We start from the raw sequence: 24,549 nt of genomic DNA, 5'->3' as shown, positions 1-24,549 counted from the left end.
TAAAAGCATTACGATGTAATGCAAAAAAAGAGACGATTAAGAAATTTTAGGTGGTTGCCAAATAGTGGCACTGAACTGAGAGATAAATGTTTGGTTGTATATTGCTATACAATTGATAAAATTCTCAGGTTTTAAAACTGTTTGAGCTATCGGATAATTAATCTTACTTGCAACAGGCTGACCGCAACAAGCACAAATACAAAATGGTGTGCAATTTTCATTTTCATGTTTGTGGCTGTTATGAGATTGTTCCGTTTTTTTCCGCTCACCACATTCAACATTATCACCACATGGTGCGAATGAGAGCATCAAAATGTATATGCTGAATATGATGGTAAAAATTTTCACAACGTAAAGATGTTAAAATTATTGAACAATTTTTACCTGAGTTAATTTAAATATTCCATACACAAGCATAAATAAGTGGATTTAACATTAATTATCAAACAAAAATGTGTAATAATATCAAAAATAAGGCTTCTGCTCTCTTAAATTTATAAAAACCATAAGTTTTCTTTTCCAAAATCAGGCAATTTATCATGCTGAAAATATGGATAGATTTGCGCTACCATTTCAGGGTATTTGATGGTGACAGGCAGGCTTTGCTGGTCTGTGCTTTTCCAATACATACGGCTAAACTGATATACCTGGTCTATCAGTTGCTCAACCAAATCCATGTCGTCCAACATGCCGCTTTCAGAACATGCCAGAGAAATTTTTACCGGAAAGTGGTATTCTTTTTTCTTCGGGGATGAATATTCATCGTAGCGGGTATTGTTGAACAGGAGATATTCTTTTCTGCCTACTTTTATAATAGTACCACTGTAAGGCATCAGGTTTTTTGTGTCTGTGGTGTCAAATCCCAATAGTTCCTTACTTTCTGTTTTGTTTATAGTAAGAATAATGACCGGTATATTTAATCCTAATTTATGCAGGGTTTCCATTATTGGTCTCAATTCCTTTTTGCCTATGTCTTTATAAAAATGAATGATTAACCTATCTGCTTTATGGTTGGTTACTATAAATTTCAATACCGCTTCTCGAATAGAACCTGCCAAGCTCGTTGTATCGTTTGCGTTGAAACAATCAAAGCCTTTAAAGATTCCTTCATTATTGAAGCAGAATGCAGAACCTACAAACCTTGTTTTTTGAGATACCGAGAAGAATGCGCCTACGCCTACTATCAATTCGTTTGTAGTGGGTCTGTTTAAACGCCAGGGGATACCACCCAGTTTCGCCAACATTGCAATTTGCAGGTGCGGCAGGAAGGTATTAAAATCATTGTTTTTGTAGCCGTTTCTGTGAATGTGTTCCGTTTTAATGACCTGTGATAAAATCCCTTCATTTAGTAATATTTCTTTCAAGCGATAATAAATCGCATTGCGACCTGCATCCTTATCGGCTTTAGGGACAGGATTGATATATATAGCGAGGTATTTTGTGTCGGGCAATTTATCCATATTCTTTATCGCTTTATGTACGGTGGATATGGCTTCGTTTAAGTTTTCGTATTCTATATTTCCCGTTACATCCAGTTCAAAGGGTAATCTGATGTAATCATTCATGCTTGGAAACGGAAATTTTTCGTGATAGAATCCATTTTTTAAATAATTGTAGATGGCTTTAACGGCTGTATCCTTGTCGGACTTCTGATAAATGAAAAAGAATTTTACATTGTTTGGCGGCGGCACGGATTTGAACGGCCCTTTGCTTTTAAAATCTTTCTTAGGGTCTCTGCCTACCTTTCCGTTTGAATACTGCAACTCATTCGATTCGGGATTTATTATCCGAACCGTATCACCGGGCGGTGTGAAGTATCCTTCTTCTGCCAATGGCAGTATTTTGCGAAACTCTTTTGTGTTTAAGTAGTTGTTGTAAAAGTCTTCCAATATTTTAAAATATTTGGGATAGCGATTTTCAAATGTGGGTACATCGAATTTAATTCCGAGATGTGGTTTTAATGTATTGCTTAGTACCGGATAGTTCTTATCGTGGTTTAATTTCTGTTGATCGGTTAAATATTTCCATCTGTTCAACACTCCGTTACAGTTTATCCAATTATAATATTGTGTCTGAAAATCGGCAATTTCCGCCAGGCTTTTGTTGTACACCTTAGTAGTACCATCGTAGGATACGACCAATTCGGGACCATCCGTAAAGCGGCTGTGCTGTACCTTGAGTGTAAACTGGTTATATACCTTGTATAGGTTGTCGCTTAGCTGCTTGTTTTGAAAATAGACTTCAATTTCCTTAGTGAAATTGCTGTGCATTATATCTGCCTTGCCGGAAAAGTAATTGCGAATGAGGTACCTGTAATAATGCAGGGAGAAGTACACGTTATCATACAGGTTTACCTTTATTCTTATGGCGTTTTCTTTTGCCGGTTGAAAATCGGTGTAGAGCCACTGACCTTCGTGTAATTCGCTTTCGTGGATTTTATCTTCAAACAAATCATTTAAATCGTCTTTGTGGATGCGGCAATAGTTGTCATGATTTGTTGTATAGAATGCAAATTCTACTTCTGCTACAGGTACGTCAAAAGGAATGACGTTTAGTTTTATGGTTTGTTTCATGATTTAAAATTTGTATTTCTATGGCATAGTTTTTAAAATATTTTTTAACTCAAATAAGCAATGGCGAATTTTTTCTTATCATATAGTCAAATATAAGAAAAGAAAAAATAAAGACTGAGTGTTGGTTTAGGAATTTGCAAACATTGCAAAGTCTGCAAGGTTGCAAGAATGCAATTGCATTTTATATTTTATCGAGAAGCTCTGATTTCACCAATTGGTAAGCCGCTTGCTGGTCGTAATTTTCTGCAGGTCTGATTAATCCTGCTATATCACCTAAAAACTCAGGGTCCTGCATCTTGGCTTCCATGTTTTGCAAGTACAGTTTTTGACCGGGCGGGTTGTCAACGGCAAACTTCATATACTCATGGTAACATTTCAGCAGCGCATCTTTATCCAAATCGGGTTGATTTACCAGCGCCTTGTGCATGTCGTATAGATCTCTGCCTTTTCTTCGTTGGTAAAGTGCCCTTAGTTTTGTGCCCAGTAATTCCTCTAAGCGATAGGTGGTAATATTACACCCACCTGTAAACCATGATGATTTTACTTCAAATGGGAATTGCTGATAACCTAATACCGTGAAGTGTTCACGACAGTTTGTTTCTACTTTAAGGCGAAGGTTTTGTACCGGAGGGAACTCCGATTCAAAGCGAAATTTGAGTGTATTGTTACTATTTTTTTGTGCTACTGAACTTTCTCCTAAAAAGGCCAGCCGTTCCTGCAATCGCTGAATGGTTTCTTTGATGGGTTCGGGTCTAATTTGTACCAAATCAATATCTTCAGAATATCGAGGTTGTGGGTGTAAATACAATTTGTGCAATGCCGTACCACCTCTAAATGCCAGACTTGATGCCAGCCATTCGTCAGAAAATATTTCTACCAATGCACGGCAAATGACCAAGTCTTGCTCTACCTGTTCGTTGGTTTGCCATGGCACGTGGTTTGCCCATTCTGTTATGTATGCCTGTGGTATCATTATCAGTTTATCTCTTTATCTTTTGGTCAAAAGAACCAACTAAAAGTCAGTTTCTATTTCTGTATTTACAATCACTTTCCATCGGTTTTCGGATGAAAAGCCTTTTTTGCCGGTTGATGCTTTTAGCGGAATACGAAATAGTTTAGCTTCGTTTATTTGTAATGAATGAAAAAGAGCATCTGCCAGAATCTGATTCTTAAATTCATGTTCTAACAAATAGCCTAATCGCTGTAAAGCTGTAACGTGCGTATTTTGTAACAGGTATTGGTTAAACACTTCCGGCTTTATAGCTTCTGCTAATTCATTTAAAACAGTAGCCACCCTGTTTATGCCACCCATTCTTTTTTCATATTGAATCAGGTCTGTCGCTGTTAGTATGGGGTTTGATATTTTTAAATATCCTGCCTCTGTTTTTTTTGTTTCCAACAAATTTACCGGTAATTCTTTTTTACTGATGTAGTTTACTTTCAGTCCTTTTTTGTTTGTTGGTCTTAACACAGGCAAGGTCGTAATTACAAAAAACACCTGCGGCTGCTGATGCGATGCCCCGTGATATGCGGCTGCATTTAACAGTGCCAAATAATACGGACGATTGAGTTCTTTCATAAATGCATCTAAATACAAAGATGGTGGTAAAATGCCCTTTGATTTGTATTGAGGCGGAATTATCAAATAATATCCTTTGTGAATAGAGATAATCAATCCTTTTTTTGAAAGGCGGCTTAATGAACTCTTAATGGCTATTGCTGAAAAGTTAGATAATTGTTCTTGAATGAACGCTAATGAAAATGCATATTTACCCTGTGATTGAAGGTTTTCAACCCATTTATGAATCTTTATTTCTACTTGTACACTCATTTAAAGAGTTATTCTATGCGAAAGGTACTGAAAAACGGTGCTTTTTGCAATTATTTTATCTTTTTATTTTAAAAATAAAGTAAGATTATGGACTGTCTAATATAGCTAATGCCAGAAAATCAGCATTTCAAATATGTGCCAGATTTGATTTTAGTCAAGTTTTTGCCGACTGAAGTTTTCAACATTTCATCGATGGTGCGTGTGCCTAAGCTGAACTTTTTGCCTGTTTCTATGGCTTCTTTCCGGCTGAACTCCTTCGGCAATGCGTCAAAGAGTTTACGCTTACCATCGCCGGACAGAAATTCCATCCTGTCGTTTTGTTTTGGCAAATTGTTGAACATTAAAATATTGTGCTGCAGGTAGGTTTGTGTAATCATCAGGGCATTCTTAAAATCTTCCTGTGTGCAATACATGAAATCTGATATCTCTGCGTTTTCTACCTTGCGCATAGCGGTAAATATCATGCAAAGGCGGAAGGTAACCAGCCCCAATCGGAATACAATACTGGCAGCATCTTCGCCGGTGAAGATGGTCACGTCTGACAGTCTGCTTCTAAATGTGCTGTTTAGGCTATCCCATTGGTCGTCACTTAACAGTATTTCTGTGGGTGATTGTTCCAAAAACTCAATGCTTTGCAATAACATATCGGCTAACTTGTCGAAGTGGTCGTTGTAAATAATAGAACGATTTTGAGGGGACGGGTCCTGCCATTCTATTTCGTTTTTATAGGCATAAAACATAAAACGACTGAAAAGTCCATCTTCGGCAGATGCAATGAGCTTTGGAGCTTGTGCCGGTGTACCCGTTATCGTAATAGCCAGACGTGGTTCATTAACTTCTATAAATTCATTGTTGGTTTTACGTGATACGGAGATTTTTTCATGGTGGAATGCACCTCGCATGATAGAAGAGTAATCGCCCCAATCCTGTTTCTTTGTGCTGCTCATGGTATCTGCTTCCGTTTCGCAGATAATGCCTTGTCCGTCATTGGCTTGCAAATGCTCGATAATCCTTGCCTGACTGCAATTAGCCGGAATGAATACTATTTTGAAGGGTGGTTCTTCGGGTTTCTCGGGCAATGGTTCTCCCTTTTTTACCTGATGCTGTTTGTTTTTGTAATCCAGCATTTCGAGTTCGTGCTTCTTTTGTGCGCTTCTGCTTTCCTCGACTACCTTCTGGTGGTATTTATCAGCTAAACGTTTGGCATTCTTTAATACACCTTTGCCACTGGCGGCAGGTGCAATAATAAAGGTGTACAGGTGCGGATATACCCTTTCCTGTGCATATACACCCGTAACCTTAGGAAGACAGCCGCTCAGGATAGCGATAGCCCCTGAAAAAAATACATCCCGTTTACGGTTGTCTGTAAATGCTAATGCGCTTTCTCTGAGTATATCTGGCAGGGTATCGTAGACTTCATCGGGAATGACGGGGGTATTCTTCAGAAAATCTTCCTCGATTTCATTTTCTCCATCCGTATTTTGCAAGTTTGCAACATTTGCAAACTTTGCAAATTCTGTGCTATGATGAGAGTAGGCACTATTTACAGATGCTCTAATTTCTCTTTCAGGTAGGTCAAAATGCTCCAGGCAATATTGAACAGTGTCCATTTCTGACAACCCAGCGCGATTGCAGTTAGATCCCAGCAGATACAGGTAATTATTACGATTTCCATTTGTGTAGTTTATTTTTTTGTTAGTGAATCCGATTTGTTGATTGAAAATGAAGGCGGTGTTGGGGTTTTCCCGCTCCTGTGTTTGCTTCCGTTCTGGATTGGGTGTTACAGATATTACTTGTGGTACACTTTTGCTTTCGGATTGCAGTTCCAGAATTTCTACCTTGAATTTTTCGTACCTGATGTTCATATACAGCTCAGGGTGGTAACTTATAAAACACAGCCTTGTGATGTCTTTGCAGCTTGGGTCTGCCTTTAAGGCTGTGGCATCCTCATAGAACTTTTGAACCTGACGATAGGCGGTTTCGTGGTGTTCCATGCCTGTGTCCACTTCGATAAATACTTTCAGTCCGTTTCCACTTGGGCTGATAAAGCATATAAATGTGTGTTGAATGGCTGAGATTACCTGAAATGCCTGTTGCAACTGCTCCGGTGATAGTTTGTCAAAGTCGAGGTGGAGGAAACCTGTGTACCTTTCCAGATAGGACAATTGCCTTTTTCCTTTGAATATGCCAGAGGGTGTGAAGGCGAGGAGTTGCTTCTTTTTGTCGGAAGCTTCCTCGTTTTTACCTTGCCGTACCAATGAACGGATTTCCTCGATTTTGGTTTTGTACTTACCTTCGGCAATCCATTTTGAAATGATCACTAAGGATTTGTCTTCTACTGGTGCAGAAAAGTTTTTAAAAATGGTGCAGGCTGACATGTTACTTGGATTTTGATGATGAATTGTTTTTAGCTCTGGTTACCCGTGTGAAGCTGTCTGCTGCGGTTACCTGTAATTCCTCTTTTGTAAGTTGCCGATTTCGGAGTAGCCAGGTATCCAATTCATCCCTTCGGAAGTAGAGTTTTTTCCCTTGTGGGCAAAAGTGGGGGATGTGCCTTGCGCTGGTGAGCTTGTAAAGGTGTGACTGACTTAAATCTAAGTAGGCACATGCTTCGTTGAAGTTGAGGACTGTTTTTTGAAACAGGTTTTGCTCTGTTAGCTTTTCTGCTATTTCGGTGAGCTTGTCGAGAATTAATGAATTTTCTCCCATTTTGAAATCTTTTTTATTGTTATTAATAATTCGATTCAAAATTGGCTTTACGTAAAAAACAAAACCATGAGATAGTAAAATCTCATGGTTTTATCTCATTGTTCTCATTGTTTTTTATTGCAGTTGTTTGATAATATTGTCTATTTTATCTTTTTCTTTCGGGTTGGAAATTTTATTTGTGTAGAGATTCTGAGCTTTAATTAATGTGCCTTTTTTGGTAAAAAAGCATTTAGATAATTCAATGTTCTGTGGGTTGAGGGCATTAAAAGAAGGTTTCAATTTGTCGATTATATACCTGAATTGGACTGTTTCGCAGCCTATTTGAATTTTAACACTTCCGGGAATTATATTTTTTGCTGTTAGAATCGTTATTAAATCATCTGTTTTTGTATCGCTATTTAATAGTTCTATTTTAATACATAACAGATTAATTACGGTTCTGAGTTTTCCTACATCTTCATTAAACCCAAAAGATAGCTTTTCCTGTATTTGTTGGTTTGATTTATCATTTTCAATTACATGAATTTTTTCTAAAGGTAACATGCCAGATAAGGGTTCTTCTAAATCCAACAGATAGAAGTCTTCAAGCGTTGTTTTTTCTTCAAGTCTGTCTTTATATTGTTCCTGTATGCTGAAATATAGCTGTATGAGGGAATGCTTTAGACAATAGATAGCGTAGTTTGATGTTTCAACTTGTGACGTTGTACCAGAGAAGCCCATCATATCCAATTCAATTGAAGCCTGCTTTGCTAAAACCTTAGCATATTTCAACACGTTACCTGTATGATAGATTAGGTCTATTTGATTGTCAAAGATTTTTAAATATTCTAACACCCTATTGTAAATCCGTTGCGTTTCTAATGTAATTACTAAATAATAAAAGTTAGTAACTGCATTATTATACATTGGTAAATTGGTATTAAAGCAAAGAGGTTGGAGTGTTTTTTCTAAAGGAATTTCTGTTTCTAATACTTTTTGTAATGTAGGGTAATCTGCTAATAAGTAGTAAAGTTGTAGATGTTGTTCTCTGCAGGTGGAGGGATTGACTTTCTTAGCTTCTTTTACCAATTCAGTAAATCTTTTGTTATTTGAAGTATCCAACTTCCAGGGCTTGAGTACGCCGTGCATTATGCTGTCTAATATTCTTAATTCCATTATGCTTTCAGGTCGGTTAATAAATTTGCGTATTCTAATTTTACATCATCAGTAAAGCTGTCTAAGTAGTTTTCTGTGGTTACTAATGAACTGTGTCCTAAACTTTCTTTGATAAACTCTGATGAAATTCCTTTTCTCTTTAAAATTGTGCTAAATGTATGACGTGCTACATAAGTGCCTAATTTCTGTTCAATCTTTAATTCGGACCTTATATTTTCCATTCTTGTATTTACCCATTTAATTAATCTCTTGGAACGGTGCTTCTTTGTTACAGGACTGAGGTTGGGTTCTAAGAATGGAAACAGATATGGATTTTCAGGATTGGTATTTTTGTATTTTTCTATAATCTCTATTGCTCTTGGATTTAAACCTACTTTGATTGGACGTAAGTCTTTCTTTTTTGTGCGTTTTGTTTTCTGCCTTACAAATTGCAGCAGGTTGCCTTTTATATCTTCAGGTTTCAATTCTATAATATCTGCGAAATTCATACCGTTACATAAATAGGAAAGAATCCAAAGGTCTAATGCTTTCTCTTCGTCTTTCTTTTCCGGTTTGTGATTCAGTAATTTTGCAATATCACTTTCATTAAGTGCCTTTTTTACATTTCTGCCGGATGGTATTTCGTATTTTCTGAATGGGTACATTTCAGCAGGTAGCACGCCAGCGGTGATAGCCTGGTTTAAAATTGTTCTAATTTGACGCATGTATATGCTTATTGTACTGACGGATTTCTTGCTGCTTATTAAATGACTTTCGTAGCTTTTTAAAAGGGCAGGTGTGATGTCCTGTAAATTTAAGCCTTTTTTAAATTCATCAATAGAGTTCTTTGTCGTTCTATATAAATGTGCAGTGCCTATCTGCCCATTATCTTTGAGTTCCTTTATGTAGTTTTCAAACCAGCTTTTCAGGTTCTTAGTGTGGCTTTTTGATGCCTTATTAAAGAATCTTTCTTCAAAGGTTACAAATGAGAATGGGTTTAGCTCCTTAATGATGTTTGAGGCTTTCTCTTCTATTCCGTTCAATTTCAGTTTGATATCCTTTAATTCTTCGTTTTTTAGGTATGAGCTGTTGAGTTTCTCCCATTCTTCTTTAGTCACATTGTGACCTGTACCATATCTTTTTTTGTCTGGTTTGCAATAAATGTTTAACTTTATTAGGCATCTTCCATCAGCATTGGGGCGTGATGCATCTAAAAAGAAAGAGATGCTAACCTTATTTTCTACCATAGTTTTAGTTTGAAATGTGACCTTGAATGTGACCTAAAGTTACTAAATAAGGGCGAAAAAAGGAAATAAAAGGAAAGATATTTTGAAAATAAGTGCTGTAAATCAATAGATTAACAAATAAAGGAAACTAAGAATAGGGTATAGGTAGTGCCTTCTAAGCAGTCGGTCGCACGTTCGATTCGTGCCGCGGTCACGACTTTCCGATTTATTTCGGGTTTTTATTGGTACAAATTTAAAAAACCGCCTGAATTCAGGCGGTTTTTTTTGACATGGATTCCGGTTAATAGATACCCGGTTCACCGTAAATGAAATCATCCAGAATGACCAAATCATTGGTGCCGCCGCTGGATATGTCCTTAACTCCGGCACCAATGCTGCCATTTCCACAGGTTATCGTCACCTTGGTGACCTTGTTATCCGGAAAATGGACACCTAAGAATGAAAAGGATGTACTGCCGGAACGAACGGGCACTTCAAATTTTCCCAGGCTGGTGTAATTCTCATAAAACTCCATCGTCGTGCTGCCGGCAACATCGACATCCGAGAAGATAGCTCCAAAGCCATTCACCGCCGCAGCAGTTGCCTGTCCCGGTAATCTGAAGGTGACTGCGAGCGTATTGCTTCCAATAGAGCTAAACGTCCTTTTCGGGCTGAATGCACTGAATTCGACAGCGTTGGAAGCATCGAGTTCCACAAAAGCACTGGTATCTACCCTGAAACCGGTACCGGTTGTGGTGAATACAGCACCGCGCTTTCTGCCGTTGGGTGCAGCACCGTCTGTTGAATTAAAAAAATCACCGGGGAAACTGTTCGTGTTGGAAAAGGAAATCGGAACAGCATCCCAGTTGATTTCCTTCTGCCGTCTAAGAATGCCGGCGTTGGGGTAGAGTTGAGGGAATCACCCGCCAGTGACCTGAACTGTGCCAGTACGGTGGTTAAGTCATTCGACCCGCTGACCACCGTTTTTTGGATGGAATCTTTATTACAGCTTGTAAAAAAGAGGGACGAGAGGCATACGCCGGCTAAGGCAAAAAATAAAATCTGTTTTTTCATAATAGTAATTTTTATTATTCCAAAGATAAAAGATAAGATTTATATGAATATGGCGGTAAACCATGTTTTTGTAATTTGGTGGTTTACCACCAGGCAATCATTTGCCAGTAGGATGAAATTCAATCAGCACCCAGCAGCGCAGATTGGATGTATCCGCTGGATTTGACGGGAATGAAGAAACGATAAATTAATACCCGGCGGACGCTTATTGGATTCTGGCTTTGAGGCTCCACTCAAAATTAAAATCCACCAAAAGGACATTGTCCTTGTCGTAGCCTTTTACATTGCTTTGTATGGTCTGCGGCTCTCTGGTGTCGATGGCTTTCTGTATGGTATCGGCGATGAGTTGTCCGTCAGTACAGATAAAGGTAGTGATGCCCACTGCTCTTTTTAAGAATTTTCCTTCACAGCCGGTTACAAACATGGAAACGGATGGATTCAGCTTGTGCGTGTACATTTGTACCATGGCGCCACTGGCCATTTCCGCCGCCATACCCAGTACGGCCCAGTAGGTGGTATTGAAAGGATTTTTATTGATGTATTTGTACGGAACCGTCACTTTGCATTGTTGTTCGTCCAGTTCCGTTATTTTTAAACCAGCTATGGTGCCCATAGGCAATACCTTTAGCATGCCGACTTTAAAGAAGGGGGATAACACCAGGTTACGGTATTCTTTTTGGGATGCTGCATTCAACATAATAAGGCATGGGATTAATGAGGTAAATATCGTCTTTTATTTTGTAAACTCGCCCACTTCATCTGAAGGACACCCACGAAAGCTTCCTTGATGACACCGCCGTGCATTTTGGATACGCCTATTTCACGGTCTTTAAAGATAATGGGTACTTCAATGATTTTAAGCCCTGCAAGCCAAACTGCAAATTTCATTTCTATCTGGAAAGCATAACCGACAAATTTGATTTTGTCAAAATCAATCTGCTGCAGGGTTTGCCTTTTGTAACAGACAAATCCGGCAGTGGTGTCCTTTACACGCATGCCGGTAATGAGCCTGACGTATTTGGAGGCAAACAGAGATAAAAACAAACGGTTAAAAGGCCAGTTCACTACGCCGCCATCCTTTACATAACGCGAACCGACAGCAAGGTCAGCACCTTTGTTTTCACAGGCATCCAGCAATTCCAGTAATTTTTCAGGAGGATGGGAAAAATCGGCATCAATTTCAAAGATATACGCATATTCTTTTTGCAGCGCCCACTGAAAGCCGGTGATGTAGGCGGTGCCCAATCCTAATTTTCCGCTTCGCTCTATCAGGTGTATTTTCTCAGGAAAATTCCCGGTCAGGTCTCTGACAACCTGGGCTGTCCCATCCGGAGAACCGTCTTCAATGACTAATATTTCAAATCTGTCGGATAGATTTAAGATATAAGGAATAATCTTAGCTATGTTTTCCTTCTCGTTGTAGGTTGGTATAATGATGAGGCAGTCTCTCAAGCAGTGAAAATATTAGTTAAAGTGAACGCAAAAATAAGGATATATTCTTACTTTTTGGAGAATGGGGTGTTTTTCTTAAAATTTTAATAAGGTCTGTTTATGCTAGCTGCAGTTCTGTTATGGATAAACCGCCAAAGTTTCCTGAACTCATCAATAGCAGCACACAGTCGTCCGTTCGCTGATTTCGAATCATCCCTTTCAGCTCATTGACATCTTTAACCACCAGGATAGTGTCATCGGCAAATTGTTCTTTGAGCCATTGTTCTTCCAAATCTTGTTTGTTCTTGATTTTCAGCGCCTCCGTATCTAAAAATAAAACCCTTACATCCGCGGCATCCAAGGAATGGGCATAATGGGATATAAAATTTTCCTGCAGGGAACTGTAGGTATGCAATTCAAATACGGCAACTATCTTTCGTTTGGGAAAACGTTCCCGTACTGCTTTAACGGTAGCCTTTACTTTGCTGGGAGCATGTGCGAAATCCCTGAATACCGTCACCCTTTTTTCGCTGTTATCATACACCTTCTCCAGCCGTTTGGCAGGTCCCAGAAATGACTGAAAGCATTTTAAGACGGCCTCATCTTTCAGTCCGATTATTTTCCCTGTTTCAAAAGCTGCTTTCAGGTTCGCAAAATTATGGCTTCCGAAAACATGGACAGGATATTCATTATTGTTATAAATCAAGAAACTTTCATCATCTGTGGTTTTGAATAAAAACGGATGATAAGGTACCAGGTGTATTTCAGGGTTTATTTCATGTACCATCTTTTCAAGCTCCGCATCTTCCGCATTATAAATAAGATAACCGCCGTTCTGAATACTTAGGATGAATTTCCGGAAGGTTTCCAGATATTCTTCAAAAGTCGGAAACACATTGATGTGATCCCAGGCAATGCCGGAAATAATGGCAATATGCGGATGGTAATGCAGGAATTTACTGCGCAAATCAATGGGGGAAGTCAGGTACTCATCGGCTTCAATGACCATCAACGGTGCGGTTGAAGATGTTTTCACCATAAAATCAAATCCTTCCAGCTTTGCACCTACCAGATAATCAAATTCCTTATCACTTACCCGCAGCAGGTGCATGATCATGGAGGTGATGGATGTTTTGCCATGACTGCCTGCCACGGCAATACGAGTTTTAGCTTTGCATTGCTGAAAAACGAATTCAGGAAAGGAGTAAACAGGAATTCTTAACTCCTGGGCTCTGATAAGTTCGGGATTATCTGCTTTCGCATGCATACCCAGTATGACTGCATCAACCGATGCAGTGATTTTTTCCGGGAACCAGCCGATAGAATCCGGCATAAGTCCAAGTTTTTCCAGATTGGATTTGGCAGGATCGAAAATGGCATCGTCTGAACCGGTAATGGTATTGCCTTCATTTTTTAAATGAGAGGCTAACTGGTGCATGACAGCTCCTCCGATAGCAATAAAATGAAAATGTTGCATTTTATAAAAATATGTAAGTGCAGGAATTTGGTTTTTTATAGTTATTCACACTTGCGCATATTTTATTAAATCATTGATTTACCTGAATTTATCATAGTTAAATTGTTAATTAAAGTGAAACGGGTGTGTTAATGTCCAATAAATGATATAGTTTTGCGTAGTAAACACAAACGTAAACAACATGAAGCCAACAAAAAAGTCACTGCTGGTGCTTTTATGCGCCGGATTAATCACACTTATTTCTTCTTGTCATAGAGGCACGGGATGTCCAACCTGGACCAAAGTTAAACAAGAACAATCTTCCAAAAAGAGTGTTTAACCATTATGAAATGGGAAATTCTGACCACCGAAGAACAATTTCTGAATTTGATTAAGAGCGGTTCTGTATTCGCTGTCTTTAAACACAGTACCCGATGTTCTATCAGCTCAATGGCCAAAAGCAGGCTTGAAAGAGAATGGAATCTGGATATTCCCGTTTATTATTTGGATTTAATTCAATTCCGCACTCTTTCCAATTTGATTGCCGGTTATTCAGGGGTGGAACACCAGTCTCCGCAGTTAATTGTTTTTCAGGGTGGCACTGCTGTTTATAATGCGAGTCATAATACCATACAGGTGAATACTCTTAAAGAAGAGTTGATTTTTTAATCAGCCTCATTTATGAAAATGGTTCGTTTCTTCCGCGCCTGTCTTTCACTATTCACAATGCTTTCTAAAATATTCATTTCTGCCTATGAATATTCACTACTTTTAAACTAAATTAGCACCTTGAATGTATTATATCCGTGAATAGATATCTGCAAATAATTTACCTGATGGTGTGCCTGTTATTTTATGAGAAAGTAACGGCACAGATAAATCCTGATTCCGTCATATACCGGAAATCCTGGCAGGCGGGAGCTAGATTGCGCAGTGACGGATTTGGATTCGGGGCAGAAATTACCAGAAGCAGGAAATATAAAAGCAGTATCCTGTTTCAGGTTCAATTCGCCTATTTCTGGCATTTGAAACAGGTCAGACAATCATCACGGTATGGCAGCGGCGGTTTTTTTGGCGGAGATGGATACAAACCTTTTGTATATGGAAAACAAAATACCCTCTTTACAATATACGGTGGTGTCGGGCAAAAATTACTGGTGGCGGAAAAAGGGAAGAAACATGGTGTGCAGATTTTTTTTAAATATGCAGGAGGATTAACCTTGGCCTTGTTGAAACCCTATTACCTGAGGGTTATTCCAAAACCGTTAACCTTAGCGACGGAAGAAGATTTGGTGGATGTTACCTATGACCCGAACGAAGATAACAGTTTCCTGGACTGGGAACGTATTGTTGGAGCATCCGGTTTCCTGAGGGGATGGAAGATAAAAGTAATACCCGGTTTGCATACAGAACTCGGATTGGAGTTTGACTGGGCGAAAAATGAAAGTTTTGTTAAAGCCCTTGAAATAGGTCTGGCAGCGGACTTCTATTATAAAAAAGTCCCTGTTATGGTGCAAAACAATTCATTTTTCTTCCCCTCCGCTTATGTTGGGATTATGTTAGGTAAAAGAAAGCAACGCTGATGGTTCCTGCTTTTTCAGCATAACACACCTGTTAATATTTCTGGTTCATGAACGATACAGACATAACTTTAAAGCCTCGTAAGCCTCCATGGCTGAAAGTAAAGATTCCGATAGGGGAGAATTATAAAAAAGTCAGAAATTTAGTTGACACCTATAACCTGCATACCATTTGCGAAAGCGGCAATTGCCCGAATATGGGTGAATGCTGGGGTGCAGGAACGGCTACTTTTATGATATTGGGTAATGTATGCACCCGTTCCTGTTCCTTCTGTGCTGTTGCAACAGGCAGGCCTACATTTATCGATTATGACGAGCCGCAGCGGGTAGCAGAAGCAATTAAACGGATGCAGGTAAAACATGCCGTGATTACTTCTGTCAACAGGGATGAACTGCCGGATAAAGGTGCGCAGATCTGGCATGATACCGTAAAAGCCGTTAAGTCAGTATCACCGCATACAACTATAGAAACCTTGATACCGGATACGAAAGGAGACTGGAATGCATTGCAAATAATGATCAGTGCCGGACAGGAAGTGGTTTCCCATAATATGGAAACAGTTAAACGGCTGTATCGAAGAGTTCGACCTCAGGCGAAATACGACCGAAGTCTGGAGCAGATTCAACGAACCAAAGACTTTGGCAAACGTACCAAAAGCGGCATAATGCTTGGCTTGGGCGAAACGGATGAAGAAGTCTATGAAATATTAAACGACCTTCAAAATCATGGATGTGATGTGGTGACACTGGGGCAGTATCTGCAGCCTACCCGCATGCATATTGAAGTTGCGGAATTTGTACATCCGGATAAATTTGCCCGTTTCAAAGAAATCGGTCTGTCTATGGGTATTCCTTATGTAGAAAGCGGCCCCATGGTGCGGTCATCCTATCACGCAGAAAAACACATCTAAACATAAAGCACATAATGAAAAAGGTAAGAATTGGTAAAAAGGTATTATTTATTGTAAGTATGGCGATTCTGGTTGCGGCAGCCTGTAAAAAAGAAAAGTCAGATCCGAACATCATTTACAGATTATATAATCTGGCACTCACCGACACGACCTCATTGACTGCACCTGAACTGCAGCTGAATGTGGATATTGATGGCGATTCTGTAATGGATTATGCATTAAAAGCTGCTTTTGATACGATCGAACCGGATACCATCATCCGCCGGATTATCCTGCAGCACGGTGATACCAATAATAACAAGGTTCTGGCAACATCCACTTTTCTGCCCAATGGAATTTACACATCTGTGCTGAAGCAATTATATGCGGATGATGCGATTGACAGCAACTCTGTCGGATTTAACAATACTGGAGATGTGTTGTTGAGAGCATTCAAAGGAACGGAACTGTTCGGCTATTTTGGATTTTATGATGATACGGAAAAATTAATAGGTCTAAAATTCAAGATTGGTTCCGAAACTCATTATGGATGGCTGAGGGTTCAGCTTTCTTTTGATAAAAAGACCTGTACCATTAAGGATGGTGCTTACCAAAACCTGGCAGATAAGGAGATTGCCGCCGGCGATTTATGATACTCAGCGCTTCTTCATGTTCTTTTTCTTCTTTTTGTCTTTAAAGGCGAGTTCATCCACTTCTGCCTGTTTCAGCAATGATTTTAAATCCTCCTTTATCATCGTGTCTTTTGCAAATTCAATGGTGCTCAGGTAATCCTCTTTATCTATTTCAATGACATGAACCGGATTGTGCAGGAATGTTTCAATGATTTTCAATGTCGGCTGCTCTTCCGTACTGCAAAATGAAATCGCCTGTCCTTTCTTGTCACCCCGTCCTGTTCTGCCCACCCGATGTACATAATTCTCCGGCTCATCCGGTAAGTCATAATTCACCACATAATCCACATTCGGTATGTCTATGCCGCGTGCATTGATATCGGTTGCTATCAGCACTTTTGTTTTTCCCCGTTTAAATGCATCCATGACTTTCACCCTTTCCGCATGTTCCTTGTCGCTGTGCATCGTCAGACATTTTATGCCGGCCCGTTCCATTGCTTTGGCAACACGTTCGGCTCGGACTTTCGTTCTTACAAAAATCAATATTTTGCTGTCAGGATGCTCGTTGATGATGCGCTCCAGGAAAAACCGCTTTTCCTCCATCTCAATGAAGGCTACGGCATGCTGCACATTCCTGGATACCGGATCTTTCGGGGAAATCTGAATGCGGATGGGGTTATGTACCAATGAATACGCCAGTTTTTTTATTTTCTCATTGATGGTTGCCGAAAAAAATAAGGTTTGTCTTCTTTTGGGCAGAAATTTAATCATATCCTGAATATCTTTGATGAATCCCAGGTCCAGCATGTGGTCGGCTTCATCCAAAACCAAATAGTTGATTCTCGATAAGTCCAGAGCACCCTGGCTTACAAGGTCAAACATTCTGCCCGGTGTGGCAATCACCACATCCACCCCTCTATACAATGCCTTTATTTGCGGGTCTTGTTCCACACCTCCGAAAATACATAATGTTTTTACGCGTGTCTTAGCGGCGATCTTTTCAAATACTTCATGAATCTGCAATGCCAATTCATGCGTTGGAACCATCACGATGCATTTGATTTCATCGGTGCGTTTGGAGGACTTTTGCTGGTGGATTAAATGGATGATGGGGATCGCGAATGCCGCTGTTTTTCCAGTACCTGTCTGAGCAATGGCGAGCACATCCTCGCCTCTTAATATGGGTGGAATGGATTTATACTGAATATCGGTCGGTTTCTTGAACCCTAATTTATCCAGATTGTACTTGATGTCGGGATTAATGTTGTAATCTTCAAATTTCATGCTGTAAAGTTAGTGCAAATTAGCGAGCGAGGTAATCTGATTTCAGCAGTGAATAAACAGCCGTGTCTAAAAACCGGCCGTTGTAATGATAGTTTTCCTTGAAATAGGCTTCCTGCACAAATCCGTTTTTTGCCAGCAGTCCGGCGGAAGCATCATTATTCGGATTGATATATGCTTCCATACTGTGGAAATTTAAGACGGTAAATCCATATCGGATGACTTCTGTAATGGCTTCCTGCAAAATGCCTTTTCGCCAGTATTCCGGCATCAGCATATAACCGATCTCAGCACGGTGGTGGGCTTTATCAATCCGGTGGAAAGAGATATCGCCGATAAATTTGTTTTCATTTTTAAACGTAATGGCCCAACTTACATTCTCATTGTTCAGGATACCGTCTTCTGTTTTTTGAAAAAATGCAGATGCTTCGTCCAGCGATTCAAATTTTGGTTTGTCCAGGAATTTCATAGCGGCATCATCAGACCGCAGTAAAAAAATATCCTGAATATCAGCAGCTGTTTTTCTGCGCAGGCATAACCTATCGGTCATTAATAGAGGAAATTCGGTAAATTTTATCTCGAGCATAGTTGTCAGTTGTTGTTGGCCAATTTTCCCTCCAAAGCTGTCAGTATATTCTTTGCCTGATGCTGATAGTAGTTTTCATTTTGAACAATTTTTTGCAGGATGTCCTGCGCTTTTTGAATCTCTTTCGTTTTTATGTAAGCTAAAGCAAGATACCATTGTATGTCATAATGAAATTCTTCAGAGGTGGTGATGCTGCCCAGAACATCAATGGCTTTCTTAGGCTGATTCGTGGCGAGGTAAGAAATTCCCAGAAACAGTTTGTTCTTTACATTGGCCGGATTGTCAGCCACCAGCTTTTCATACTGCCTTACCGCTTCAAAATAATCTTCCCTTTCATATGCCTGAATAGCCTGCTCATCATTCGAGAGCTTATTTTCGCCCCGAACGGCCGCATCGGGATGTGTTAAGGGTTTGAAGTAGGAAGCATAGATTGTCTGTTCATCCACGATACGTTTCGTAAAAACATAACGCCAGCTGGTAAAAGCGACAATACCGATGACGCAGGCAGCTGCAGCCAGTTTAAATACATTCATGAATGTAATTTTCCCTCCCGCTTTGGCAGATGCTGTCCGGGTGTCAATCTTTACTTCAAGTTCCCTTAGAATTTCTTCTAATTTTGGAGGTTGATTGAAAGACTCTAATCCATCCAAAGCTTCCATTAAGAACGGATCATCCTGCATCTCCCGTTCAAAAGCATTTCTTTCTTCAGGGGGTAATTCATTTTTCAGGTATTTCTTGATGCGGTCGTTATCCATGTTGTTGTTTTTTTTCTTCCATAAATAATTTTAAATTCCTTTTCCCATTCTGAATAGCGCTTTTTACTTTATTCAGATCGTAGCCGGTTATGGAAGCAACTTCTTGGTAAGGTTTCTGTTGTAGGTAGAACAAATCAATACAGGTACGCTGCTCGTCGTTTAAGTTGCTTATTGCTTCTTGCAGGAGTTCACTTTCGTGTTCCTGCTTATTGAGAGACAAATCTGTCGCGGATTCCATAATTTTTTCTGAAATATTTTCTATATCAATGATTTCCAGAGAATTATTTTTGGATTGTTGGCGTATCAAATGGTGCTTACTCACCATAAACAACCAGGATTTAAAAAAACCGACCTGGTGTATTTTTAATTTTTCCAGTACGATTTCGAATATATCCGTGACAGCATCCTTTGCCTCCTCCTCCTCTTTGAGGTATTTGTAACATAATCCATAAACCAGTAAAGAATACCGCTTGTACAGTTCACCGATACAGGCAGTATCGCCCTTCTGCTGGTAAAGCAGTATCAGTTCCGGATCCGTTAATGTGGAGAGTGAATTCATAAGGCAATAAAATTATTGAAATATTCATAAAAATCAAACACTTATTTAATTACTCTAAACAACATAAATTAACATGTTTTTAGTCAGTTTAAAATTGATTTATGGTAAATTTGACGGTGCGTAATTTTCTGCTCATACCGGCCATTCTTCTCTCTAATTTAATTTTTGCTCAACAAAACGAGATAACTCTAAAGGTTAAAGTAGTGGATGAAAACAACAACCCTGTACCATTTGCAGATGTAGCTTTTCGCCGCATTCAGGTCGGATTTTCTGCCAATAAAGATGGGTACTTCAACCTAAAAATGCATCAATCAGATTCATTGATTATATTGAAAAACGGGCATGTACCCACCAAATTGACACTCAAAGACTCCATTCCCAAAAGTGAATATTTTGTTACACTGGTTCTTCAAAGGACACCGCAGGAACTCACAGAGGTTCAGATCCATGCTATCAGAACACACCAGCAAATCAGGCATGAGATCAATAAGCTCTATATAAAACAGACAGATATCAATCCGGATGCCCGACCCTTAATCAGTCCCATCTCATATTTGTATGAATTACTCAGTAAACATGAAAAAGAAAAAAGATTTGCTGCTAAACTGGAAACAGAAGAGGCAAAACGGATCGTTTTAAAGGACTTGTTCAGGCTGTATAACAGTTATAATATCATTGATCTGGATGAGGAAGAATACGACCGGTTTATCACCTTTTTAAATATGCCGTATGATTATCTTCAAAATACCAGTGATTATGATTTAGCCATCAATATAAAAAGGATGTATGCAGGTTACTCTAAAGACAGGAGCAGTTCTTTCCGTAAATATGTCTACCCGGCCGCTCTGGATGATAAGGAATTCTTGAAACAAAATCAGGACAGCGGCAGATAAAATGATATTTTTTGTATCTTTCCTTTATGAAAAATCAGCTGCTTTTTCTTTCAACTTATTTTTACATTCTCCAATTGTCAGCACAATGTGACGGCGGCAGGTATCTGCAGAAAATTTTTCCCCAGGTAAAAGCAACAAAAAACATTGCCTATAGTCATGCAAAAAATGCCGGAGGCTATGTGCAACCTATCCTAATGGATATCTTTGAACCGAAAGACGATACAGCTTCTTTGCGGCCACTCATAATTTTCGAACACGGCGGAGCCTACTGGACAGGTACCAAAGATTATGAAAGCCAGATAAAAATGGGAGAGGAGTTCGCTAAATTGGGGTATGTTTTTTCCTCCGCCACCTATAGATTGGAACCGACATTTGTTTCACTGCTGTTTCAGGATTTGATGCTGAAAGCTGTGGGCAGGGGGGTACAGGATACTAAAGAGTTGGTTCGTTATTTTTATAATTCTGCCAGAGACAGCTCTAACCCATTCAGGATAGACACCACCAAAATATTTTTGTGCGGTGCCAGCGCGGGTGCATTCAATGTGATGCATGCAATCTATCTGGATTCCCTGGATAATTTAAGCACGGAATGGAGGGGATGGTTGAATGAAATTGGCGGAGTTTTTGGTAATTATGATTTTATAGACTTTGGCAAAGATGTTTTCGGGGTGGTCAATATCAACGGTGCTTTAGGAGATAAAAGTTACCTGGACAACGAGCATACCAATTTCCTGAGCGTTCATAACATTTGGGATCCTGAGATTCCATTTAACCGCGGCAGACCCTATAATATTGCAACTTTAATGTATGTGGACGGCAGCAACGTGTTGCATCCTTATGCGCAAAATCTGGGTATCTATAATCCTTTCTATGTCATTCCAGATGGCGGACATACTTCTTATTCTGCCGACTTCTTCGGTTTTGTGGTACAGCCGTTTTTTGACAGTACGGTGTATTACATGAAAAACTTTTTTGCCCGCCAGTTAGGGTGTAATTCCACACCAACATCCATCCGCAATAATCCGGTTATAAATATAAATGTATCTCCCAATCCTACAATCGATGAGTTTTACCTGACCGGTATTCAGCCATACATAGGTAATGTGCTTTCCATTACTGATATAACCGGGAAAGTAGTGTACAAATCGGTGTTTACCGGGAAACCTATATCGACACAGTCCATCGGATTGACTAAAGGGGTATATGTTATATCACTGATTAATGAAAAAACGCAAGAAATTACTGCAGCAAAACTGGTGGTTGAATGATAGGTTCACTATTTTCTAATCAATATCAGTATTTCAGGCTGTCCGCCCCGGTTCATGTTAAAGACAAGGCTGTCTTTCGTCAATTTGGCTATCTCGACCATAATTTCCAGCTGGTCTTCAGCGGTTGTAAATAATTTATTTTCCCGGAGAATATAAGTTCCCTTCTCCCTACTGCCGCCAAAATCGGATACATAACCACCATCGTCTGAAAATTTGAGATATACTTTAGAAGCATCATTGTCTGAAGGTTTTCCGTTGGCCAGCCATTCTGCTCCTTTCCATTCGCCCACCAGTAACGCTTTGTTCGCAGAATGTATACAGGAAACGAGGGTGATTGCTAATAGAAGAACTACAGATAATTTCAGATTTTTCATATTGCTTCTTAGTTTACTTAAATCAAACTGAAAAATTAGCATTTAATTTTGCCATTTTGCCATATATTTTGGAATGGCACGAATTTAGTCTATTTTTGCGCGCAATTTAATTCATTCAATAAAAATCAACAATAATTATGGCAAAGAGTAAAGTGAACATTCAGCCCCTGGCAGACAGAGTGGTCGTGAAAGCCGCAGAAGCGGAAACTAAAACAAAATCAGGCATCATCATCCCGGATTCAGCTAAAGAAAAGCCTCAGAAAGGCGAAGTTGTAGCAGTAGGGCCTGGTAAAAAAGATGAACCGACAACCGTAAAAATAGGCGATACGGTACTTTACGGAAAATACAGCGGTACAGAAATCAACATTGACGGAACTGATTACCTCATTATGAGAGAGTCTGACATTTTGGCAATTGTATAATTACATGCCGTCATGGGGTGATAAGTAGCCATTTAAACAGTTACAATCGCTTCATTTCATCCGAAACAACCTAAAATTCATCAATTCATCAAATCAAAAAAAAATAATAAAAATGAGCTCAAAACAAATAAGTTACAGTACAGAATCGAGAGATAAGCTAAAAGCCGGTGTGGATGCATTGGCAAATGCCGTAAAAGTTACATTAGGCCCGAAAGGAAGAAATGTGATTATTGAGAAAAAATTTGGCGCACCTGCCATAACGAAAGATGGTGTGACGGTTGCCAAAGAAGTTGAACTGGAAGACCCGTTTGAAAACATGGGTGCTCAACTGGTAAAAGATGTCGCTTCTAAAACCAATGATGTGGCCGGTGACGGAACAACAACCGCTACCGTATTGGCTCAGGCTATCATAGGTCCGGGACTGAAATCCATCACAGCCGGAGCGAATCCAATGGATTTGAAACGTGGTATAGACAAAGCGGTACATGCTATCGTTGCCGAATTGAAGAATATCTCTGAAAAAGTGGGAAAAGATTTCAGCAAGATCAAACAGGTAGGGACCATATCTGCCAATAATGACGAAGAAATCGGAAAATTCATTGCAGATGCCATGGAAAAAGTAGGCACTGAAGGTGTTATTACCGTAGAAGAAGCGAAAGGAACAGAAACCTATGTAGACGTGGTGGAAGGTATGCAGTTCGACAGAGGATATATCTCTCCGTATTTCGTCACCAATGCGGAAAGTATGGAAGTGGAAATGGAGAAACCATTCATCCTGATTTACGACAAAAAAGTCTCTTCGATGAAAGACCTGCTGCCGATTTTGGAAAAAGTGGTACAGACAGGCAGAGCCTTGTTAATCATTGCGGAAGATGTGGAAAGTGAAGCACTGGCGACATTGGTGGTGAACCGTTTGCGCGGATCCTTAAAAATTGCTGCTGTAAAAGCTCCGGGTTTTGGTGACAGAAGAAAAGCGATGTTACAGGATATTGCTATCTTGACGAACGGACAGGTGGTGTCTGATGAGTTAGGCTACAAACTGGAAGATACACAAATGGATCAGCTGGGTGTTGCCGAAAAAGTGGTGATAGACAAAGACAATACGACAATCATCAATGGTGCGGGTAAAAAATCTGACATTCAGGCAAGAGTGAATCAGATAAAAGCGCAAATTGAAACGACCACATCCGATTATGATAAGGAAAAGCTGCAGGAGCGTTTGGCAAAATTGAGCGGCGGTGTCGCAGTGCTTTATGTAGGTGCACCTTCGGAAGTGGAAATGAAAGAGAAAAAAGACAGGGTAGATGATGCACTACATGCAACACGTGCTGCTGTAGAAGAAGGAATCGTACCGGGCGGTGGAGTTGCGTTGATTCGAGCCAGTGTTGCTTTGGACAAACTGAAAGGGGCGAATGAAGATGAGCAAACAGGTATTGAAATCATCAAGATTGCCTTAGAGTCACCATTGAGACAAATATCAGAAAATGCTGGTGTTGAGGGTTCTATAGTTGTATTCAATGTGAAAAACGGTAAAAAGGACTATGGCTATAATGCCAAAACGGAAGTATATGAGAATCTGTATAAAGCAGGTGTAATCGATCCGACAAAAGTGACACGTGTCGCTTTGGAGAATGCAGCTTCGATAGCTTCTATGATTCTGACAACAGAATGTGCTATTGTGGAGAAACCGAGCAAAGAAGCGCCGGCAATGGGTGGCGGCGGCATGCCGGGCGGCATGGGCGGAATGATGTAGTGAGACTCAATCTCTTCAGAGATTGTATAGTCGAACTATCCTGAGCGGAGCGAAGGATCTAGTCAAACTATTCCGGTAAAGAAAGTAAACAAGACAAACATTTTTAAAGCGGTGGAATTAAT

25 protein-coding genes are annotated in these 24,549 nt (G+C 39.7%); 8 read left to right on the top strand and 17 right to left on the bottom strand.

What is annotated here, in order from left to right:
- Positions 1–494: 494 nt before the first annotated feature.
- The 12 genes from IPM95_01165 to IPM95_01110 form a co-directional block, all read right to left on the bottom strand.
- Positions 495–2,573: a hypothetical protein gene (locus IPM95_01165; protein ID MBK9327929.1), complete on the bottom strand. Its 2,079-nt coding sequence runs from the start codon at positions 2,571–2,573 to the stop codon at positions 495–497.
- A gap of 181 nt (positions 2,574–2,754) precedes the next feature.
- Positions 2,755–3,546, bottom strand: a complete 792-nt coding sequence (locus IPM95_01160) for a nucleotidyl transferase AbiEii/AbiGii toxin family protein (protein ID MBK9327928.1) — start codon at positions 3,544–3,546, stop codon at positions 2,755–2,757.
- A gap of 39 nt (positions 3,547–3,585) precedes the next feature.
- Entirely contained in the window at positions 3,586–4,404 is an 819-nt protein-coding gene (locus tag IPM95_01155; GenBank protein ID MBK9327927.1) for a type IV toxin-antitoxin system AbiEi family antitoxin, read from the bottom strand.
- A 119-nt stretch (positions 4,405–4,523) separates the two neighbouring features.
- Positions 4,524–6,782, bottom strand: a complete 2,259-nt coding sequence (locus IPM95_01150; GenBank protein ID MBK9327926.1) for a DUF3987 domain-containing protein — start codon at positions 6,780–6,782, stop codon at positions 4,524–4,526.
- Between the two features lies 1 nt (position 6,783).
- Positions 6,784–7,113 (bottom strand): helix-turn-helix domain-containing protein, encoded by a 330-nt coding sequence (locus IPM95_01145; GenBank protein ID MBK9327925.1) that lies wholly within the window; start codon positions 7,111–7,113, stop codon positions 6,784–6,786.
- A gap of 114 nt (positions 7,114–7,227) precedes the next feature.
- A complete protein-coding gene (locus tag IPM95_01140) occupies positions 7,228–8,241 on the bottom strand; it encodes a hypothetical protein (protein MBK9327924.1) in 1,014 nt (337 codons plus the stop codon).
- Between the two features lie 26 nt (positions 8,242–8,267).
- Positions 8,268–9,494: a site-specific integrase gene (locus IPM95_01135; protein ID MBK9327923.1), complete on the bottom strand. Its 1,227-nt coding sequence runs from the start codon at positions 9,492–9,494 to the stop codon at positions 8,268–8,270.
- Positions 9,495–9,774: 280 nt separating this feature from the next.
- The gene (locus IPM95_01130; GenBank protein MBK9327922.1) at positions 9,775–10,188 is read right to left on the bottom strand and encodes a hypothetical protein; all 414 of its coding nucleotides are present in this window, start codon (positions 10,186–10,188) and stop codon (positions 9,775–9,777) included.
- Positions 10,189–10,202: 14 nt separating this feature from the next.
- Entirely contained in the window at positions 10,203–10,547 is a 345-nt protein-coding gene (locus tag IPM95_01125; GenBank protein MBK9327921.1) for a hypothetical protein, read from the bottom strand.
- Between the two features lie 205 nt (positions 10,548–10,752).
- Positions 10,753–11,244 (bottom strand): DUF4442 domain-containing protein, encoded by a 492-nt coding sequence (locus IPM95_01120; GenBank protein MBK9327920.1) that lies wholly within the window; start codon positions 11,242–11,244, stop codon positions 10,753–10,755.
- Between the two features lie 14 nt (positions 11,245–11,258).
- Positions 11,259–11,999, bottom strand: a complete 741-nt coding sequence (locus IPM95_01115; protein MBK9327919.1) for a polyprenol monophosphomannose synthase — start codon at positions 11,997–11,999, stop codon at positions 11,259–11,261.
- A 97-nt stretch (positions 12,000–12,096) separates the two neighbouring features.
- Positions 12,097–13,455: a peptidoglycan synthetase gene (locus IPM95_01110; protein ID MBK9327918.1), complete on the bottom strand. Its 1,359-nt coding sequence runs from the start codon at positions 13,453–13,455 to the stop codon at positions 12,097–12,099.
- A 324-nt stretch (positions 13,456–13,779) separates the two neighbouring features.
- Between IPM95_01110 and ytxJ the strand changes: the two genes are divergently transcribed.
- From ytxJ to IPM95_01090, 4 genes are all read left to right on the top strand, one after another.
- Positions 13,780–14,103: a bacillithiol system redox-active protein YtxJ gene (ytxJ, locus tag IPM95_01105; GenBank protein MBK9327917.1), complete on the top strand. Its 324-nt coding sequence runs from the start codon at positions 13,780–13,782 to the stop codon at positions 14,101–14,103.
- 137 nt (positions 14,104–14,240) lie between these two features.
- A complete protein-coding gene (locus IPM95_01100; protein MBK9327916.1) occupies positions 14,241–15,017 on the top strand; it encodes a hypothetical protein in 777 nt (258 codons plus the stop codon).
- 47 nt (positions 15,018–15,064) lie between these two features.
- Positions 15,065–15,925 carry a lipoyl synthase gene (gene lipA, locus IPM95_01095; GenBank protein ID MBK9327915.1) on the top strand — a complete coding sequence of 287 codons (861 nt, stop codon included), beginning with the start codon at positions 15,065–15,067 and terminating at the stop codon, positions 15,923–15,925.
- A gap of 14 nt (positions 15,926–15,939) precedes the next feature.
- On the top strand, positions 15,940–16,557 hold the full coding sequence (locus IPM95_01090) for a hypothetical protein (protein ID MBK9327914.1): 618 nt from the start codon (positions 15,940–15,942) through the stop codon (positions 16,555–16,557).
- 3 nt (positions 16,558–16,560) lie between these two features.
- On the opposite strand, the gene IPM95_01085 is transcribed toward IPM95_01090, so the two are convergent.
- From IPM95_01085 to IPM95_01070, 4 genes are read right to left on the bottom strand one after another with little or no spacing between them, the layout of a single operon-like run.
- On the bottom strand, positions 16,561–17,820 hold the full coding sequence (locus IPM95_01085; GenBank protein ID MBK9327913.1) for a DEAD/DEAH box helicase: 1,260 nt from the start codon (positions 17,818–17,820) through the stop codon (positions 16,561–16,563).
- 19 nt (positions 17,821–17,839) lie between these two features.
- On the bottom strand, positions 17,840–18,367 hold the full coding sequence (locus tag IPM95_01080) for a GNAT family N-acetyltransferase (protein ID MBK9327912.1): 528 nt from the start codon (positions 18,365–18,367) through the stop codon (positions 17,840–17,842).
- 41 nt (positions 18,368–18,408) lie between these two features.
- Positions 18,409–19,158, bottom strand: coding sequence for a tetratricopeptide repeat protein (locus IPM95_01075; GenBank protein MBK9327911.1), 750 nt, complete (start codon positions 19,156–19,158; stop codon positions 18,409–18,411).
- A complete protein-coding gene (locus IPM95_01070) occupies positions 19,151–19,717 on the bottom strand; it encodes a sigma-70 family RNA polymerase sigma factor (protein MBK9327910.1) in 567 nt (188 codons plus the stop codon). The genes IPM95_01075 and IPM95_01070 overlap by 8 nt, the downstream gene beginning before the upstream one ends.
- Positions 19,718–19,818: 101 nt before the next feature.
- On the opposite strand from IPM95_01070, the gene IPM95_01065 reads away from it, so the two are divergent.
- Both IPM95_01065 and IPM95_01060 read left to right on the top strand, forming a co-directional pair.
- Positions 19,819–20,610, top strand: coding sequence for a hypothetical protein (locus IPM95_01065; GenBank protein ID MBK9327909.1), 792 nt, complete (start codon positions 19,819–19,821; stop codon positions 20,608–20,610).
- Positions 20,611–20,636: 26 nt separating this feature from the next.
- Positions 20,637–21,878: a T9SS type A sorting domain-containing protein gene (locus tag IPM95_01060; protein MBK9327908.1), complete on the top strand. Its 1,242-nt coding sequence runs from the start codon at positions 20,637–20,639 to the stop codon at positions 21,876–21,878.
- An 8-nt stretch (positions 21,879–21,886) separates the two neighbouring features.
- Here the strand turns inward: IPM95_01060 and IPM95_01055 are convergent, their stop codons facing one another.
- Complete coding sequence (locus IPM95_01055) at positions 21,887–22,252, bottom strand: lipocalin family protein (GenBank protein ID MBK9327907.1); 366 nt, start codon at positions 22,250–22,252, stop codon at positions 21,887–21,889.
- Positions 22,253–22,389: 137 nt separating this feature from the next.
- Here IPM95_01055 and IPM95_01050 point away from each other — a divergent pair, with 137 nt between their 5' ends.
- Together IPM95_01050 and groL are read left to right on the top strand one after the other, a co-directional pair.
- Positions 22,390–22,674 (top strand): co-chaperone GroES, encoded by a 285-nt coding sequence (locus tag IPM95_01050; GenBank protein ID MBK9327906.1) that lies wholly within the window; start codon positions 22,390–22,392, stop codon positions 22,672–22,674.
- A 112-nt stretch (positions 22,675–22,786) separates the two neighbouring features.
- Positions 22,787–24,427: a chaperonin GroEL gene (gene groL, locus IPM95_01045; GenBank protein ID MBK9327905.1), complete on the top strand. Its 1,641-nt coding sequence runs from the start codon at positions 22,787–22,789 to the stop codon at positions 24,425–24,427.
- The last annotated feature ends 122 nt before the right edge of the window (positions 24,428–24,549 follow it).

This window comes from Sphingobacteriales bacterium, assembly GCA_016719635.1.
In the GTDB taxonomy this organism is placed as follows: Bacteria; Bacteroidota; Bacteroidia; order Chitinophagales; family JADIYW01; genus JADJSS01.
The sequence above is the reverse complement of the archived record's forward strand: the minus strand, read 5'-3'. Positions and strand labels throughout refer to the sequence as shown.

Coding starts and splice junctions, on each gene's coding strand:
- IPM95_01165 (MBK9327929.1), bottom strand. CDS start 2,573: ATGAAACAAACCATAAAACTAAACGTCATTCCTTTTGACGTACCTGTA.
- IPM95_01160 (MBK9327928.1), bottom strand. CDS start 3,546: ATGATACCACAGGCATACATAACAGAATGGGCAAACCACGTGCCATGG.
- IPM95_01155 (MBK9327927.1), bottom strand. CDS start 4,404: ATGAGTGTACAAGTAGAAATAAAGATTCATAAATGGGTTGAAAACCTT.
- IPM95_01150 (MBK9327926.1), bottom strand. CDS start 6,782: ATGTCAGCCTGCACCATTTTTAAAAACTTTTCTGCACCAGTAGAAGAC.
- IPM95_01145 (MBK9327925.1), bottom strand. CDS start 7,113: ATGGGAGAAAATTCATTAATTCTCGACAAGCTCACCGAAATAGCAGAA.
- IPM95_01140 (MBK9327924.1), bottom strand. CDS start 8,241: ATGCACGGCGTACTCAAGCCCTGGAAGTTGGATACTTCAAATAACAAA.
- IPM95_01135 (MBK9327923.1), bottom strand. CDS start 9,494: ATGGTAGAAAATAAGGTTAGCATCTCTTTCTTTTTAGATGCATCACGC.
- IPM95_01125 (MBK9327921.1), bottom strand. CDS start 10,547: ATGAAAAAACAGATTTTATTTTTTGCCTTAGCCGGCGTATGCCTCTCG.
- IPM95_01120 (MBK9327920.1), bottom strand. CDS start 11,244: ATGTTGAATGCAGCATCCCAAAAAGAATACCGTAACCTGGTGTTATCC.
- IPM95_01110 (MBK9327918.1), bottom strand. CDS start 13,455: ATGCAACATTTTCATTTTATTGCTATCGGAGGAGCTGTCATGCACCAG.
- ytxJ (MBK9327917.1), top strand. CDS start 13,780: ATGAAATGGGAAATTCTGACCACCGAAGAACAATTTCTGAATTTGATT.
- lipA (MBK9327915.1), top strand. CDS start 15,065: ATGAACGATACAGACATAACTTTAAAGCCTCGTAAGCCTCCATGGCTG.
- IPM95_01090 (MBK9327914.1), top strand. CDS start 15,940: ATGAAAAAGGTAAGAATTGGTAAAAAGGTATTATTTATTGTAAGTATG.
- IPM95_01085 (MBK9327913.1), bottom strand. CDS start 17,820: ATGAAATTTGAAGATTACAACATTAATCCCGACATCAAGTACAATCTG.
- IPM95_01080 (MBK9327912.1), bottom strand. CDS start 18,367: ATGACCGATAGGTTATGCCTGCGCAGAAAAACAGCTGCTGATATTCAG.
- IPM95_01075 (MBK9327911.1), bottom strand. CDS start 19,158: ATGGATAACGACCGCATCAAGAAATACCTGAAAAATGAATTACCCCCT.
- IPM95_01070 (MBK9327910.1), bottom strand. CDS start 19,717: ATGAATTCACTCTCCACATTAACGGATCCGGAACTGATACTGCTTTAC.
- IPM95_01065 (MBK9327909.1), top strand. CDS start 19,819: ATGGTAAATTTGACGGTGCGTAATTTTCTGCTCATACCGGCCATTCTT.
- IPM95_01060 (MBK9327908.1), top strand. CDS start 20,637: ATGAAAAATCAGCTGCTTTTTCTTTCAACTTATTTTTACATTCTCCAA.
- IPM95_01055 (MBK9327907.1), bottom strand. CDS start 22,252: ATGAAAAATCTGAAATTATCTGTAGTTCTTCTATTAGCAATCACCCTC.
- IPM95_01050 (MBK9327906.1), top strand. CDS start 22,390: ATGGCAAAGAGTAAAGTGAACATTCAGCCCCTGGCAGACAGAGTGGTC.
- groL (MBK9327905.1), top strand. CDS start 22,787: ATGAGCTCAAAACAAATAAGTTACAGTACAGAATCGAGAGATAAGCTA.